Source organism: Microbulbifer sp. ABM4_008 (assembly GCF_056311705.1).
Window position 1 is genome coordinate 922,722 of record NZ_CM149970.1, and the last position, 15,813, is coordinate 938,534.

The window sequence follows — 15,813 nt, forward strand, 5'->3', positions numbered from 1 at the left end:
GTGCGTGCTCGCACAACCATCGGGCGCTTGCACTCAAGTCTGCCTTCAGGATTCTTTAAAAATTGGGGGGTGGCTCTGTAAAGCCCTGTGCGAATGGCCTGGGCCGGCTGGATCAGCGTAGACTGAATCATGTCGGAACCGGTTTTTGACTGTGCCATTGCATATAAAGAAAGTGGCTGGGGCGGAAGGATTCGAACCTTCGCATGACGGGATCAAAACCCGCTGCCTTACCGCTTGGCTACGCCCCAGTAATGTTTCCTCAAAAATCTGAGGAGATTTTCGCTAGCGCTTGATGTGTCGGTGAAACCAATACACCCGCTGCTGTAAAACCCTGCCACGCTTCAGGCAGTTTGGCGTGTGCCTCAGTGGCCGCCTCTGCCGTAGGGAATGCTGCAAAAACGCAGCCCCCGGTGCCGGTGAGTTGTGCCGGAGCAAATTGCTCGAGCCATTCTCTGGCATCGCGTATTTCAGGGTAGAGCTTCTCAACTAATGGTTGGCAGTCATTACCGGAAAATGTTTCCAGTTTTTCGCTGCCGAGTCGCATCTCGTTGGCCTGCTCCTCGCGAAGGGCCGCTAATGTAATTGCGACTGAATCTCTTGTCAAACGTGAATCGCGAAAAATTTTTGCAGTGCTCACTTCGCAACCAGTTGAGACAACCAGGTAGTGGCGTTGCTCGGTGGTTATTGGGGTTAATTTTTCACCAACCCCTTCCGCCCAAGCGGTGCGCCCGCGCACAAAAACTGGAACATCGGCGCCTAATTGTCGTCCCAGCTCCGCCAGTTTATCGATCGATAAATTGCACTGCCATAAGTGGTTGAGCCCGAGCAAAGTGGTGGCGGCATCGCTACTGCCTCCACCGATGCCGCCGCCGTGAGGCAACTTCTTTATCAACCGAATAGAGGCGCCGAGAGAATTTTGTCGGTCCGGCTCAGCTTGTTTGCGCAGCAATTGGGCTGCGCGATAAACCAGGTTGTCTTCTTCAGCTACATCCAGCTGGCCGGCATCGACACTGACAATGCCATCGCTGCGCTCACTGACTTCCAATAAGTCGCCGAAATCGAGAAGTTGGAACAGGGTTTGTAACTCGTGATAGCCATCCGGGCGACGGCCGAGAATGCGCAGAATCAGGTTGAGTTTTGCTGGGGCGGGCAGGGTTAGCAGCATGAGGCAAAAAGGAGTCAATTAATTACAGGATCGCCATAATACCTGCATGCTGCGATTTGGGCATTGGCGGAGTTATGTGAAACTCTCTACAACCCCCAGTCTTTAATCACCAGGGTGACGGATACCGGGCCAGTGGGACTGTTGGTTTGTGCTTTGATCCGGGTTGGCAGCATAAAGGAGCCTTCGCTGCGATATTCACTAAAACTCAAGGCCCAGCCGGATTGTTGCAGGCTTTGCAGCTGGCCCTGGGCGTTGCGCTGCTCACCACTTTTGGCGCCGGGCGCGGGAAGACCGCGCACCCAGTAGAACATCTCCCGGGCGGGCAGGGGCCACCCCAGTGCTTCTTGGGTTAGCTGTGCCGGGTTGCGCGCATAAATTGGCGGCTCGCTACCACGTACCAAACTGACGCCACCGGCTGAGCCGGTGATGACGGTAGTACCCGCTCCGAGCGGACCGCTGAGATGCAGGCGAAAATTCTCTGCACCGCCCTGAAGCCAGGCCAGGTTAGCGCTGCCGTTTTCTTTGGGGGAGCGAACACCCAGCTTGCCCTTGAGATTCCACTGGGTAAATTCAGCTACTGTTTGCGGCGTTGGATTTTGATTTTCAGTGGGGGAGCCTGGCTCCGGTTCCTGTTTGGTTTTTTGACCGGCACAAGCGGAAACCATTATTGCCAGACATGCCAGCAGTAACAGATAGAATCTTCGCGCGGTTGTCTTGTCAGCTATCTGATGCATGTTGTTCCAGTGACTCTTTGATTTGTAGGCGCTTCATGGCAGCCGGAATAATTTTGCTGTGGGGATTCAGCAGAAGGCCTTTTCTCCACATATTCATGGCGGCTTCTCTGTTTCCCTGAACCCAGAGTACTTCACCGAGGTGTGCGGCAATTTCGTGGTCGGGCAACTTTTCCATCGCCTGCCGCAGATACTTTTCCGCAGCTTCGTGATTGCCGAGACGGTACTCTATCCACCCCATGCTGTCGATTATTGCCGGGTCCTCAGGCTCGAGTTCCAAAGCGCGGCTAATCAATTGGTAGGCTTCTGTGTGCCGGGATTTATCTTCAATCAGTTTATAACCGAGCGCGTTGAGAACTGTGGCGTTATCGGGATTTCTTTCCAGCAGGTTTCTCAAGTCCTTTTCGAATTGTTGTGCGTTGCCGAGTTGGTCATGCAACAGCGCGCGAGTGTACATCAAGCGACCGCTGGTGCTGTTGGTTTGTAATGCCTCGTCTACTCGCTGTAAAGCCATACTGGCTTCACCACTTTTGCGAAGTAATTCGACCTCCATCAGGTAAAAATGTTCTTCCTGAGTGGGGTGTTTTTTTCTCAGTTCAGAAAACCACTCCCGGTTAGTGTTGTACTGTCCGAGGCTCGCCAGTAATTCCGTACCGCGAGTAATGGCTTCTACGTAATCACTACCGGGCCCCACTTCGCGGAAATATTTAATTGCATGGGAAAAATCCCCAGATTTTTCTGCAATGCTGCCCAGGTAAAAATAAGCAGCGGATTCGTGCTGCTGTAATTCAAGTAGTTGGGTAAAGAGGACTTTGGCCTCGTCAGTTTGCTCGGTCTCGTACTGAATTAGGGCCAACGACAAAATCAGGTTGCCATCTTCAGGGCGCTGCTTAACCAGTTCGGCAAACTGCTTGCGTGCCAGGGCCAGGTCCTCCCGAATCAACAGGCGGGCGTACTGAAGGCGCAGGCGGCTCTCGGAAGGATGGATGCCGACGAGTCGCTCGAGAAGGGAAATGGCTTCCTTGCGCTTGCCCTGATCAACCAATAGATGACTTTCCAGCAGTGGTGCATCCAGTTGGTCTGGATGGTGCTCTTGGACGCGGCGCACCAGGGACAGGGCGCGGGCAAATTCCCTTTCGGTGCGCAGTACCATGGCATAGGCGAGCACGACCTCGTCATCGAGGGGATAGACTTTTGCCAGTCGGGCAAACTCCCGCTTGGCTTGTTCCGTGAGTTGCTCGTGCCCAATAGCGGTTGCTGCGAGAGATTGCATGGGTGGGTTGCCGCCGAGTTCCAGGGTTTTACTGGCGTGAATCAGGGCTGCGTGTAAGTCGCCGGACAAAGTCAGCTCGGCTGTGAGGGCCAGCTGTGCATCGGCGTTTTGTGGCTCAAGCTCTACCCATAGCCTGGCTGAATCCAAGGCGGCCTGGCGGGCATTTAAAAAGCGGGCAATGCGTGTAGCGCGGGCGGCAACCCCGGGATCTTTGGTGACCTCCGCCTGGTGGTAGTAATTGGCCAGTGCGACATCGTACTGTTCGCGGATACCGGCGACTTCGGCCACCAGAAGGGTGTAAAAGGTATCAATAGGGAAAGTTTTAGCTTCCGGCCCTTCTGACTCAGTGGTTTCCTTCCCCTTAAGGTTGCTCGGCTCCAGTGCTGTGCTCGCGATTTCTGTAGAGGGGGCTGCCGGCGTCTGGTACTGGGTACAAGAAGCAAGTATTACGGATACGGCAAGGAATGCGGCAAGCTTGAGCTGGTGGCTGGAAATTCGGGTTGGAAGCTGATGTGCGCGAGGTGGGAGCATAGATCGTGTCCATACGTTACGTTGTCGCTGAAAGCGGGGTATTACTGGCGTGTTTTAAACGATTATCGCCATATAATTCTAGTCGTGAATCGGGTTTGGAACGGTGGTGGGCAGGGGCTCTTGCCAAATCGGCGGGCAATTTTACTGCCTCTTACGCTTGCAAGGGAGACGGCTGCCTATGAAAATGCGCTCCCAGTGCGGTTTCCGCCTTTTAAGATTTAATGCTAACGGAAGTCTATGCCAATTCTTACCCTGGGTATCAACCACGATAGCGCGTCGGTCGAAGTGCGCGAGCGGGTGGCCTTTGCCCCCGAGGTGATGCCCGGCGCACTGGGAGATGCGCGAAAAGCACTGGGGTGCCGCGAGCTGGCCATCCTGTCTACCTGCAATCGCACCGAAATATACGGAAATGTGGAGTCAGAAGCCCTGTTGCAATGGCTATCTGAATACCACCAAGTGCCCCTGGAGCAGCTCAAGGGCTGTGCCTATGTGTACAGCGATGAAGAAGCGGTACGCCATATGATGCGCGTTGCCTGTGGTCTCGATTCCCTGGTGTTGGGTGAGCCGCAGATCCTCGGCCAGATTAAGTCCGCCTATGCGGTGGCGCGGGAATCCGGCAGTGTGGGCAGTGAACTGCACCGGGTTTTCCAGCGGGTGTTTACCGTCGCCAAGAAGGTTCGCACCGAAACTGCAATCGGTGAAAACCCGGTTTCTGTTGCCTACGCCGCTGTTTCTCTGGCTTCGCGTATCTTCACCGACCTGAAAAAGCAGACTGCCCTGTTGATCGGTGCGGGAGAGACCGTGGAGCTGGTTGCCCGACATTTGCTCGATCAGGGAATCAAGCAGGTCATTGTTGCCAACCGCACATTGAGCCGGGCCCAGTTGCTCGCAGAGAGCTTTGGTGCCGAGGCAATCCTGCTTGCGGATATCCCCGAGCATCTGGCGCGCGCGGATATCGTTATCAGTTCCACCGCGAGCCAGCTGCCGATCCTGGGTAAGGGAGCGGTCGAATCGGCGCTGCGCAAGCGTCGGCACAGCCCCATGTTTATGGTGGATATTGCGGTACCCCGTGATATCGAATCGGAAGTTGGCGAGCTGGATGATGTTTATCTGTATACAGTGGACGATTTGCGCGGGGTTATTGATGAGGGCAAGCGCTCCCGAGAGAAAGCGGCGGAGGCCGCTCAGGAAATAGTAAATGCTGCAGCGGCTGAATTTACCAAAGAGAGCCGCTCTTTGGAGGCTGTGGATAGTATTCGCAGCTACCGGCAGCGAGCCCAGGAAGTGAGCACTTCCGAACTTGAACGGGTACTTTTGCAGCTGGAAAAAGGCGAGGACCCTCGTCGACTGATGGAGCAGCTCGCTCGCTCTCTCACCAATAAATTAATTCATGCACCCACCGTCAGTCTGAAAAAAGCCACGGCGGAGGGTGATATTGAGCGTTTGCGTATCGCTCGGGAGGTCGTTGGGTTGGATGATCTCACCGATATCGATTTAGAGAAAAAGCATCAATGAAAGAATCGTTACTGAATAAACTGGAAACCCTGCTTGAGCGCCACGAGGAAGTATCTGCGCTGTTGGGCGACGCCGACGTAATTGCTGATCAGGATCAATTCCGCGATCTTTCCCGCGAGTATTCTGAGCTGGAAGAAGTGGTGAAATGCTACGGCGCTTACAAACAGCTACAGGAAGATATGGTCGCGGCTCGGGAGATGATGGGGGAAGATGATCCGGAAATGCGCGAAATGGCTCAGGAAGAGCTGCGCGAGGCTGAAGGTCAAGTGGAGCCGCTGGAGCGAGAGCTACAGACTTTGCTGTTGCCGCGCGATCCCAACGACAGAAAAAATGTCTTCCTAGAAATTCGCGCAGGAACCGGTGGCGATGAAGCGGCTATTTTCTCCGGCGATCTGTTCCGCATGTACTCTCGCTATGCGGAGAAGCAGGGATGGCGAATAGAAATTGTCAGTGAAAATCTTGGTGAGCACGGTGGTTACAAGGAAATTATCACTCGCGTCGCCGGTGAAGATGTCTACGCAAAATTAAAATTTGAGTCCGGTGCGCACCGGGTACAAAGGGTTCCTGAAACAGAATCCCAGGGTCGTATTCACACTTCGGCTTGTACGGTCGCGGTGATGCCGGAGCCGGATGAGCGCGATGCGATTGAAATTAATAAAGCGGATTTGCGTGTGGATACCTACCGTGCATCCGGTGCTGGTGGTCAGCACGTTAACAAAACCGATTCCGCTGTGCGCTTAACCCATATTCCCACGGGAATTGTGGTGGAGTGTCAGGATGAGCGCTCCCAGCACAAGAACAAAGCCAAGGCAATGGCACTGTTGCAAGCGAAGCTCAATACTGCGCAGGAAACGGCGGCGGCCCAGGAAATTTCCGATGCCCGCCGCAGCCTGGTGGGCAGCGGTGATCGCTCTGAGCGAATCCGTACCTACAACTATCCCCAAGGTCGGGTTACCGATCACCGTATCGGCCTCACCCTCTACAAACTCGATGAGATTATGCAGGGGGCTCTGGGGGAGGTGATCGGGCCATTGCGTACGGAATACCAGGCCGACCAGTTGGCGGCCCTGGCCCAATAAATCCAGATTTTTTACGCCGCCTCGAGCGGCGTTTTATAGGTTTTTCTCCATGACCAGCGTCAAGGAAAATATCGCACGCTGCGCCCAATTAACCGATAGCGACAGCGCGCGCCTGGATGCAGAGCTTCTGCTCGGCAGTGTGTTGGGGCGCGAGCGCACCTGGCTCTATACCTGGCCGGAATACGAATTGAATGAAGCTGAACAAGTGCGCTATGAGCAGTTGCTCCAGCGCCGGCAAGCGGGAGAGCCAGTGGCACACCTTATCGGTGAGCGCGAATTTTGGTCCCTATCGCTAAAGGTGGATTCCTCCACCCTGATCCCCCGCCCGGACACTGAATTGTTGGTGGAGACCGCGCTGGAGCTTTTCCCCCAGGGCAGGTTGCGAGCATTGGACCTGGGCACTGGCACTGGTGCTATTGCACTGGCTCTGGCGTCGGAGCGACCGGGATGGGAAATTATTGCAGCGGAGAAATCACCCGCTGCGGTAGCACTGGCAGAGGAAAACCGGCGCTCCCTCAAGTTGCAAAATGTGCAAGTTATCCAGAGCGATTGGTTTTCCAGTTTAGAGCCACAGCCGTTTTCCCTGATCGTTAGCAACCCTCCCTATATCGATGCATCTGACCCGCACTTGGTGCAGGGCGATGTGCGCTTTGAGCCCCGCACTGCGTTGGTGGCAGAGCGACAGGGTTTGGCAGATATTGAGCATATCGCCACAACCGCTAGTGATTACCTGGAAAACGATGGCTGGCTAATGGTGGAGCACGGTTGGCAGCAAGCCGAGAGCGTGCGGGATATTTTTTCTGCGGCGGGATTGAATAAAGTTTCAAGTCGCAGGGATTATTCCGGTTGGGAGCGAATTACCTTAGGGCAAAAATAGTGATACCTGCGGAGCTGCCACAGGGATTTGAGGAGGGAGCCTATGCATGATCATGTCCACCACCGAACCGGCAATGGGGCTTTGCGCCCATTAATTATTGCACTGGTTCTCACTCTCAGTTTTTCCATAGTTGAAGCCATAGGTGGTTGGCTATCTGGCTCCCTGGCATTGCTCGGCGATGCTGCCCATATGCTTACCGATACTTTTGCCTTGGCACTGGGGGCTATTGCCGCAGTACTGGCGAAAAAACCCGCTGATCGGGAATTGTCGTTTGGCTGGGGGCGAGCGGAGGTCTTAGCTGCGGTAACCAACGGCCTGATTATGCTTCTGATCGTGGTCGGTATTTCTTTTATGGCCATTGATAGGTTGCGCAATCCCCAGCCGGTGCATGGCAGTACGGTGATGTTGATTGCAGCCATGGGGTTGCTGATTAATATTCTGGCGGCCTGGGTTTTATTAAAAGGCGAGCGCACGCTCAATATTCGCGGTGCGCTTTTGCATGTGATGGGCGATATGCTGGGCTCTGTCGCAGCACTGGCTTCCGGAGCTGTGATTTATGTTACCGGCTGGGTACCCATCGACCCCCTGCTTTCACTGCTTATTTGCCTGTTAATCCTGGTTTCCTGCGTGCGACTGCTCAGGGATGCGATCGATGTATTGATGGAGCGGGTACCCAGGGAATTGAGCCTTCCGGTTGTGGGCGAGACACTGGCGGCGGTAACCGGGGTACGCTCTGTGCACGATCTCCATATTTGGCGTTTGGATTCCAGCACTATTTCCCTATCGGCCCATATTGTGGTGGATGACTTACAGGCTTGGCCCAGCGTACTGGAGCGCTTGCGGGAAACCCTGGTCAAGCGCTTCGATATCGACCATATAACCCTTCAACCGGAACCTTTGGCAATGCCCGAAGTGACGGTGATCGATAAGGTCAGTGATTAATAGGTGAGGATTTACTCCTCACCTTCTGTCGGCGGCTGGCGGTTTTCTGGGGTGGCTGGTACTTTACTCTCTGATTTGTCAGCGACCGATTCTTCCGCTACTACTTCCTGGGGCTGGCTGATTTGTTCCTGGGGAGCCTGGATACCGATATGGTAGGCGGCAAACCCCGGTTGCACGACCTGGTTTAATGCCATGCCGAGAATGCGGCCGTTGTGCTCGGAGCGAATTTCTGTGCGTACATTGGTAATAGGGTTGGTTACTGTTCCCAGTAAGTCGCCTTTACGCACAAACTCGCCGAGCTGGACTTCACTAAAGATAACCCCGCCAGTCGATGTCCGCTGCCAGGTGGAGGTGTAGTAAACCGGTTCGGGATCGCCCCAGAGGCGGAATTTACTCACCATACCCAGCTGGTTGAGCAGAGTGCGTATACCTTTCACACTGTGACTTACCGATAGCTCATCCAGCACCATCGGTGCTCCGGCTTCCAGAGTGACGGTGGGGATACCTGCCTCCACAGCGGCGCGGCGCAGGGTACCCTTGGCTCCGGCGCTGTGCAGCACCACAGTGGAGCCAAAACCCTGGGTCATTTTCACTACCTTGGGATTGGTTAAGTCGCCGCGCAACTGTGGCAAGTTGGTGCGATAAAAAGAACCCGTATGTAAGTCCACCACGGCGTTACAGTGGCTGATCACTTCGTGGAAAAATGAATTGGCAATTCGCGAGGCCGAAGAGCCATTGGGATCGCCGGGGAAGTGCCGGTTCAGGTCGCGTCGATCAGTCAGGTAGCGGGAGCCTCGATGGAAGCCTTGCAGATTGACGATGGGTACGCCAATTACCGCACCGCTTAAATGGTCTGCGTCCAGGTCGTACATAACCCGCCGCACGGTTTCCACACCGTTCAGCTCATCACCGTGCACTGCCGCAGTAAGGCAGAGAACCGGCCCTGGCTTGGCGCCGTTAACCACCAACACAGCGGTGGGGCTATAGACCCCTTCAAAGTGTTGGCTGGGAGACCAGGCTAGGCGCGTAGAGGTCGCAGGGGGAACCTCTGAGCCTAATAATCGCAGAGGCTTGGCCGTCTCTCCCGGAACCAGGGAAATGGTGCCGGGCTCCGGTAATTCGGGTTGAGGTTTAACTGTTTCAGTTTCTTTATCGGCAGTGGGAGCAGTCTCGGTGGGAGCTGCCGGTTTATCCAGTTCCTGAATAGGTTGGTCCAGCTCCAGATTTTCCGCTTGGGGCAGGGAAATTTCTTCAGAACCAGCATCTGTCGACTGGGATTGCTCTTCAGTAGGGGCAGCGTTGGTGGGTGGCCCCAGCTCTGTGATCACCGGTTGGTCCAGCTGCATATTGGCAGCTTGAGGGACCGCTTCTGTCTCTTCGCCAGTGCTGTCATCGGCGCTCAGGGCCTGGGTGGATGAAAGTAGTAAAGCCAGGCTTAGCAGGTGTCGGGTCCTTCGGGAGGATTGGCGCGGGATCATTCGGCACTCCGGTCAACTTCGTATATCTGGGTGTGCCGGAGAGCCTTGTGTCCGGCACAGATTGGGACTTTGGAGCGCCAGTATAGTCAATACGTTCCCGAGGAATGTGATACGCGCCGAATTACGCGTATCCGTAGGTTCGCTCGATGGCTCTGCGGCTGGTTCGCCAAAAGCGAATTCCCAGCAGGATTGAAGCCATTCCCAGGCCGATACAGACACCGGTCCAATAACCGTATACCCCCCAGAAGCTCTCTCCCAGCCAGTAGGCGGTAGAAAGCCCCACCAGCCAGTAGGAAAATAGCTGTATAAACATGGGCGCACTGGTGTCCTTATATCCGCGCAATGCGCCCCAGGTCATTGCCTGGGTGACATCCACCAGTTGGAATGCGGCACACAGCAATAGCAGGTTGGTGGCCACCGCGATAATTTCTTCATTGCTGGTGTAGGCCTGAACAAACAGGGTGCGCAGGGTAATCAAGAGTACACCGGTGCCCAGTGCGTAGATTAGGCCGCTACTGATGCCCACTTTGCCACAGAAGCGCGCGCGCTTTGGCCGTCCCTGACCGAGTAGTTGGGCGGTGCGGATACTTAGGGCCTGGGCCAGTGCCAGTGCGACCAAGTAAAAAATCGATCCCACATTCATGCTTATCTGATGGGCGGCGACAATGGCTGCACCATAAGGGGCAAGCAAAATGGTAAGGCTGGCAAAAAAAGTAACTTCACTGGCCGCACCTACACAAATTGGCAGGCCAACTGCGAGCAAGTGGCGCAGGGTTGGCCAGTGGGGGCGAGGTGGTAACAGCCTAAGTTTTAGCTTGTGGTAGACCGGATCAGTGTTCGCGTGCCAGAAGAGTGCCAGTGCGATCAGGCAGCTGACCGTTGCGGTAGCCCACCCACATCCCGCTCCTCCCATCGCCGGTATGGGGCCGGCACCAAACACCAAAAGAATATCCAGGGGAATATTTAAAATTGCGGCAGTGATATAGATACGCATTACCGGGCGCACTTGTCCCATACCCTCACAGTAGCCGCGCAACGCTGTGCCGAGTGCAAAAGGCAGGGTGCCGACAGTCAGGGCCAGTACATAGCCCTCCATCACTTTTCGAACCGACTCTTCCGTGTCTATCCAGTGACTCCAGATAGGAACCGCAAGCAGGGCGGAAAACACCAGAATGCCACCGATCAGTGCGATCCACAGCGCCTGGTGTAATTGCCTGGCGCAGCCGGCTTCATCGCGACCACCGCGCAAGTGTGCAACAACCGGGGAGATAGCAGCGAGCAGGCCGATTAGTGTCACTGCGCAAACAGCCCAAATACTGGCTCCCAAGGCGAGCCCGGCGAGACTTACTTCTCCAGCGCGTCCTGCTACCAGAGTATCGACAACTCCCATGCTCACTACAGCCAGGTTGCTGACCACCAGGGGGCCTCCCAAGGTGGTTAGGTGCGACAGTTCGGTTTTAGTGGCATTTCGGTAAAGCTTGAACAAAGAAAAACCTGAGCTCTTGTTACTGATCTCGATAGAGGGTTCTGGGGTCTGGGCTAATTTTGACAAAAAATTAATCCTGCGGGGGAGTGTTAACAGACCTTAACCTTCGCAATGTACACAGGCAGCTGAAAACGGTCGGTGGGTCAAAGTTCGGAAAGGCTTTCAGTCTGCTTGGGAGCAGCGGGGCAAAACCGCAAAAAGGTCCGACATTCTACGGTACAAACGGCGCCTGCGCCCAGTGCCGATTACGGACTTTCCTCAAGTAGTTTGGCTACAATTTTGGGCTTATTGATGATGCAGTCGTGGTTTATTTCCACTTCCCGATATGTCCATCCGGATATTTGCTTAGCCTTGTGGCTACTGTAGATGGCTGGCGGGTATTCGGGTTGGGTGCAGTGAATGAAAGTACACGGCGGGCCCTGCTCAGGAGAGCGTTTTAAGTGGATGGGATCCAGTAGCGTTTTGATGGGATGCGGGGTCATACGGCGTTTTAGCCAGTTGATATCATCTGGCTGGGTTATCCCCAAGGCTTCTGGTGGTGGAGGCATAATACAGAGAGTACCGTCGATATCCTGTGCCTGCTTGAGCCGCTGCTCCTCTATACCGCTGGGGAGCTGCCTGCTAAATGGGCGCCCCGGCTCAGGAACAGCGCCATCCAGGTAGATTAATCGGTGTACCCGCTCGGGTAGAGCGTCGGCGGCACCGGTTGCGGCCATTCCCCCAAAGCTGTGGCCCACAAGGATGACTTGCCGCAACTCCTCCCAGAGGATTGTATTGATCAGGTCCTGGATAAAGGTATCCAGACCAACGGAGGGAGAGAGCAGGTGTTTGCGTTCCCCCAGGCCAGTATGGGTGGGGGTGAGTACTCGATGCCCATTACGCTGCAAGAGGTGGGCGACTCTGCTCCAGCACCAGCCTCCATGAAATAGCCCGTGGACCAGTACGTAAGTTTTCCCCACCAGGTTGCCCTCAAGTTACTTGGGTTCTGCAAGCATAGATGTGCTTTCTGGGGCGCTGAGATAGTGCGGTGTAAGAGTTGGCGATATCACTCGACTAAAGTGAACAAAGACACTGATAAGAGAGTGAGCTAAATGAGTGGAGCTATGAATAGTCTGAGCGGTTGGTACAACTGCTTTGTACATTATGTACGCAAAATAGACTGGCTGGGGCCATTATTACTACGGATTTATTTGGCGCCAATTTTTATCCTGGCCGGCATGAATAAGATGAATAATATCGAAGATGTTGCTGCCTGGTTTGGCAATCCCGATTGGGGGTTGGGGCTTCCAGCGCCGATGTTGATGGCGTGGATAGCTGCATTGGTGGAATTCTTTGGTGGTATCGCTATCTTGCTGGGCGTAGCGACTCGGCTGGTGGCGATTCCCCTGATGTTTGTGATGGCAGTGGCAGCCTATACGGCCCACTGGGAGAACGGTTGGTCTGCGTTGCCGGATAAAACCTTGAGTGTGCCCTGGGAGTGGCGCAAGGACCTTATCGATGAAGCTTCGGTGCGTAAAGAGAAGATTGTTGGTTTACTCAAGGAGCACGGCAATTATGAATGGCTTGTGGAAACTGGAGGAGTGACCATCCTGAAAAATGGTATTGAGTTTGCAGCTACCTACTTCATTATGCTGCTGGTGCTATTTTGTAGTGGGGCGGGGCGGTTTTTCAGTGTGGATTACTGGCTGTGCCGTCACTATAGCGGGCAGGGATCCCCGTAGAGATGTTATACTCGCCGATTATTTGAACATTTGAGCGAGTATTTCACTTGATAGGAAAGTTGTTCCGCCGATCCTCCTCCAAAGAGGATAAGGGCTCCCGCCGGGGAGAAGACAGCTCCGGACGCCGAAAAGAAGGGCAAAAGCCGTCTGATAAGGCTGCCAAGGGGCGTACAAAATCCGCACAGGCGGAGGGGAAGTCGCGCCGGGGCGGTAGCAGAAACGCTCAAAAAGGGCGCCAGCGCAGCAGAAAGCCAGCGGCACCCGCACCGCCCTGGTCCCTGGATGAATTCCAGGTTCCAGAACAGGAGGGCAAGGTCCGCTTCCACGACCTGGGACTGCCCAACGAGCTGATGCACGCTATTCACGACCTGGGTTTCCAGTATTGCTCGCCAATTCAGGGTCGCTCCCTTCCCCACACCCTCAATGGCCACGACCTGGTGGGTAAGGCACAAACCGGTACCGGTAAGACAGCGGCCTTCCTGATCACAGTGATTGACGATCTGCTCAAGCACCCGTTTGAAGGTGAGCGCTATGCTGGCGAAGCCCGCTCCCTGATTATCGCTCCGACCCGTGAGCTAGTAATGCAGATTGCCGATGATGCCAAGGCACTGTGTAAACACACCGAGCTGGAGATTCATACCCTGGTGGGCGGTATGGATTATGACAAGCAGCAGAGAAACCTGAATGAGCGGCTGGTGGATATCCTGGTGGCGACGCCGGGTCGCCTGCTGGACTTTGTCAGCAATCGGGATTGTTTCCTGGATCAGGTGGAAGTCCTGGTGATCGATGAGGCGGATCGCATGTTGGATATGGGCTTTATCCCCCAAGTGCGCCGTATTGTTCGTCAGACGCCGCGTAAAACCCATCGCCAAACCATGTTCTTCTCCGCCACATTTACTCCCGAAGTGGATGATCTGGTGGAGCAGTGGACGGATGATCCGGTAGTTGTGGAGATTGAGCCGGAGAGGGTTGCCACGGATACCGTAGAGCAGCATGTCTACCTGTCCGCCAGCGAAGAAAAGTACACCTTGCTTTACAACATTGTGCAGCGGGAAGAGGTGGATAGCCTGATTGTATTTGCCAACCGCCGCGACCAATGCCGCCGCTTACACGAGCAGCTTCTCGCTCACGGTATTTCTGCGGGCCTGCTGTCCGGTGAAGTGGCACAAAATAAGCGGGTTCGCACTCTTGATGACTTTAAGTCTGGTAAAACCAAGGTGCTGGTAGCTACCGATGTCGCCGGGCGTGGTATTCATATCGATGGCATCAGCCACGTGGTGAATTTCACCTTGCCTGAAGAGCCGGAGGATTACGTTCACCGCATTGGCCGAACTGGTCGGGCGGGTAAAACGGGCACCTCTATCAGTTTCGCCTGTGAAGATGATGCCATGCGTCTGGAGCCCATTGAGCAGCTGCTCGGTGGCAAGCTCAAGTGCGAAGTGCCGCCAGAAGAGCTTTTGGTTGAACCGCCCAAGGTGAAAGTTCAGCGCAGTCACGGTGATCGCGATGGGCGTCGCGGTGGCTCTGGAGGTCATCGTCGTCCACGTCGGCACTGATTCTCCTGTGTGCTGTAAGGGGGTTAGCCCTTACAGCACTTACTACCTGCTCGAGAATGCTTTTCCCCCTCCTGCTATTCACCGCTCCTTTGCTTTGTTAAGGTTTAAACTGTGACGAATGTACCAGTAGAGGCTTTAATTTCATTCAAACTTTCAAATCTGTCCTAAAATTAAACAAATTTGGCCTATTACGTGAAGTAAGGCCCTGCAACTTCAGATGACACCGGTAATACTGGAGTCTACTTGCGGCCTGAAATTGACATCCTTCATTCAATAAAAATTACAGTTCACATTCGGATGCGCATCCTTTATCTACATATTGGTTTCCATAAAACCGGCTCCAGCTCCCTTCAATTGGCAATGAAGGAGCAAGTACAGGCTCTGGACCAGGCAGGCTTTGAATTTCTTTCCCTTGGGAAAAAGGGGAACTCTTCAGGGTGTATTGATGTATGCAAAGAGAAGGGTCGCGTCCATTTCCAGGTAAATTCCCGACTTGATGAGCTTCTTGCTGCGAGCCGCAGTGAGCAAGTGATAGTTTCAGCTGAGCATCTTTCCTATCTGTATCAGCGCGATAGTATCGAGCTTATTCAGAGAGTATGTAGCAAGTATTTCGATAAGATTGTGGTAATTGTTTACTTGCGCAGGCAAGACCTACAGGCAATATCTTTCAAGAAGCAAGGAGCTAGAGGAGCGGCTTCCAATAGGAGTTCCTCGAGTAAATTACTTGGCCACGCTGAAGGGGCTTTCCCTTCTTTCAGTAAAGATATTGAAATTTACTACGACTATTTTAACAAGTTAATACTGTGGGCGGATGTATTTGGAGCTGATTCCCTCAGAGTGAGGCTTTTCAGTCGGGAAGCCTTACATGGCGGTGAAATAGTGAGTGACTTTCTCGCTTTGCTTGGCGGGGGAGTGGAGCTTTCTGCTCGCAGAGTGAATGAGGGGGTAGGTAGAAAGGAGTTTTTGCTGACCCATAAATTACTGGAATTGGGGGTGGCGGAATCTGAATTGATTAAGCTGAAGCCAATGATGTTGGAGGATGACACTCAGTTGCTGCCTTCAAGGGGTGATGCCAAGCAGTTCTTTATGAGGTTCAAAAATTCCAACCATTTGTTAAATAATACTTTTCTTAATAACGATTCCGGCCTGGCATTCGATACTGATTTTTCTGGCTATCCTGAGCAGGGAAACGATTGGATAACGGTTCGGGATCTGTCTGAGTGGATTCCTGAAATTCTTTCTGCAGGTATTCAGAGGCCAGAGGGATTGCGTGACGCATTGTTGGCAGACAAGCTCCAGCAGATGGTAAGGAAAAAATTTTCAGGTGAAGTGCTTACCCAGGAGCTTGAGGATTTGGCCAATTGCCTGTCGGCTAGCGCTTATATCGCCAAGGATCAGCAGCCCTGGTATCGCGCACTGAAAAAGAAGAAAACATCGGGAAGATAGTGTCAAAATAAAA

At 54.0% G+C, this 15,813-nt stretch carries 13 protein-coding genes and 1 tRNA gene; 7 read left to right on the plus strand and 7 right to left on the minus strand.

Annotated elements, in window-relative coordinates; translation table 11 throughout:
• Positions 1–173: 173 nt before the first annotated feature.
• From ACYX4J_RS04015 to ACYX4J_RS04030, 4 genes are all read right to left on the minus strand, one after another.
• Positions 174–248, minus strand: a tRNA-Gln gene (locus ACYX4J_RS04015).
• Between the two features lie 11 nt (positions 249–259).
• Positions 260–1,165 (minus strand): 4-(cytidine 5'-diphospho)-2-C-methyl-D-erythritol kinase, encoded by a 906-nt coding sequence (gene ispE / locus ACYX4J_RS04020; RefSeq protein WP_476177944.1) that lies wholly within the window; start codon positions 1,163–1,165, stop codon positions 260–262.
• Positions 1,166–1,251: 86 nt separating this feature from the next.
• Complete coding sequence (lolB, locus tag ACYX4J_RS04025) at positions 1,252–1,899, minus strand: lipoprotein insertase outer membrane protein LolB (protein WP_444896324.1); 648 nt, start codon at positions 1,897–1,899, stop codon at positions 1,252–1,254.
• A complete protein-coding gene (locus tag ACYX4J_RS04030; protein ID WP_476177945.1) occupies positions 1,883–3,700 on the minus strand; it encodes a tetratricopeptide repeat protein in 1,818 nt (605 codons plus the stop codon). The genes lolB and ACYX4J_RS04030 overlap by 17 nt, the downstream gene beginning before the upstream one ends.
• A gap of 237 nt (positions 3,701–3,937) precedes the next feature.
• On the opposite strand from ACYX4J_RS04030, the gene hemA reads away from it, so the two are divergent.
• Genes hemA through ACYX4J_RS04050 form a run of 4 tightly spaced genes read left to right on the plus strand, consistent with a single transcriptional unit; the run spans position 3,938 to position 8,113 of the window.
• Positions 3,938–5,215 (plus strand): glutamyl-tRNA reductase, encoded by a 1,278-nt coding sequence (gene hemA / locus ACYX4J_RS04035; protein WP_282933939.1) that lies wholly within the window; start codon positions 3,938–3,940, stop codon positions 5,213–5,215.
• Entirely contained in the window at positions 5,212–6,294 is a 1,083-nt protein-coding gene (gene prfA / locus ACYX4J_RS04040; protein WP_444892992.1) for a peptide chain release factor 1, read from the plus strand. The genes hemA and prfA overlap by 4 nt, the downstream gene beginning before the upstream one ends.
• A gap of 49 nt (positions 6,295–6,343) precedes the next feature.
• Positions 6,344–7,171, plus strand: a complete 828-nt coding sequence (gene prmC / locus ACYX4J_RS04045; protein ID WP_444892993.1) for a peptide chain release factor N(5)-glutamine methyltransferase — start codon at positions 6,344–6,346, stop codon at positions 7,169–7,171.
• Between the two features lie 42 nt (positions 7,172–7,213).
• Positions 7,214–8,113 (plus strand): cation diffusion facilitator family transporter, encoded by a 900-nt coding sequence (locus tag ACYX4J_RS04050; RefSeq protein WP_444958480.1) that lies wholly within the window; start codon positions 7,214–7,216, stop codon positions 8,111–8,113.
• Positions 8,114–8,124: 11 nt separating this feature from the next.
• Here ACYX4J_RS04050 and ACYX4J_RS04055 read toward each other — a convergent pair whose 3' ends face one another.
• The 3 genes from ACYX4J_RS04055 to ACYX4J_RS04065 form a co-directional block, all read right to left on the minus strand.
• Positions 8,125–9,591, minus strand: coding sequence for a succinylglutamate desuccinylase (locus ACYX4J_RS04055; protein ID WP_444915717.1), 1,467 nt, complete (start codon positions 9,589–9,591; stop codon positions 8,125–8,127).
• Between the two features lie 121 nt (positions 9,592–9,712).
• Entirely contained in the window at positions 9,713–11,143 is a 1,431-nt protein-coding gene (locus ACYX4J_RS04060; protein ID WP_476177946.1) for an MATE family efflux transporter, read from the minus strand.
• A gap of 179 nt (positions 11,144–11,322) precedes the next feature.
• Positions 11,323–12,036, minus strand: a complete 714-nt coding sequence (locus ACYX4J_RS04065) for an alpha/beta fold hydrolase (RefSeq protein WP_476177947.1) — start codon at positions 12,034–12,036, stop codon at positions 11,323–11,325.
• 144 nt (positions 12,037–12,180) lie between these two features.
• Here ACYX4J_RS04065 and ACYX4J_RS04070 point away from each other — a divergent pair, with 144 nt between their 5' ends.
• The 3 genes from ACYX4J_RS04070 to ACYX4J_RS04080 all read left to right on the plus strand — a co-directional run bounded on the left by ACYX4J_RS04070 (position 12,181) and on the right by ACYX4J_RS04080 (position 15,800).
• Positions 12,181–12,798 carry an HvfX family Cu-binding RiPP maturation protein gene (locus ACYX4J_RS04070; protein WP_444958477.1) on the plus strand — a complete coding sequence of 206 codons (618 nt, stop codon included), beginning with the start codon at positions 12,181–12,183 and terminating at the stop codon, positions 12,796–12,798.
• Positions 12,799–12,845: 47 nt separating this feature from the next.
• Entirely contained in the window at positions 12,846–14,354 is a 1,509-nt protein-coding gene (gene rhlB / locus ACYX4J_RS04075) for an ATP-dependent RNA helicase RhlB (protein ID WP_444958476.1), read from the plus strand.
• 243 nt (positions 14,355–14,597) lie between these two features.
• Complete coding sequence (locus ACYX4J_RS04080; protein ID WP_476177948.1) at positions 14,598–15,800, plus strand: hypothetical protein; 1,203 nt, start codon at positions 14,598–14,600, stop codon at positions 15,798–15,800.
• The last annotated feature ends 13 nt before the right edge of the window (positions 15,801–15,813 follow it).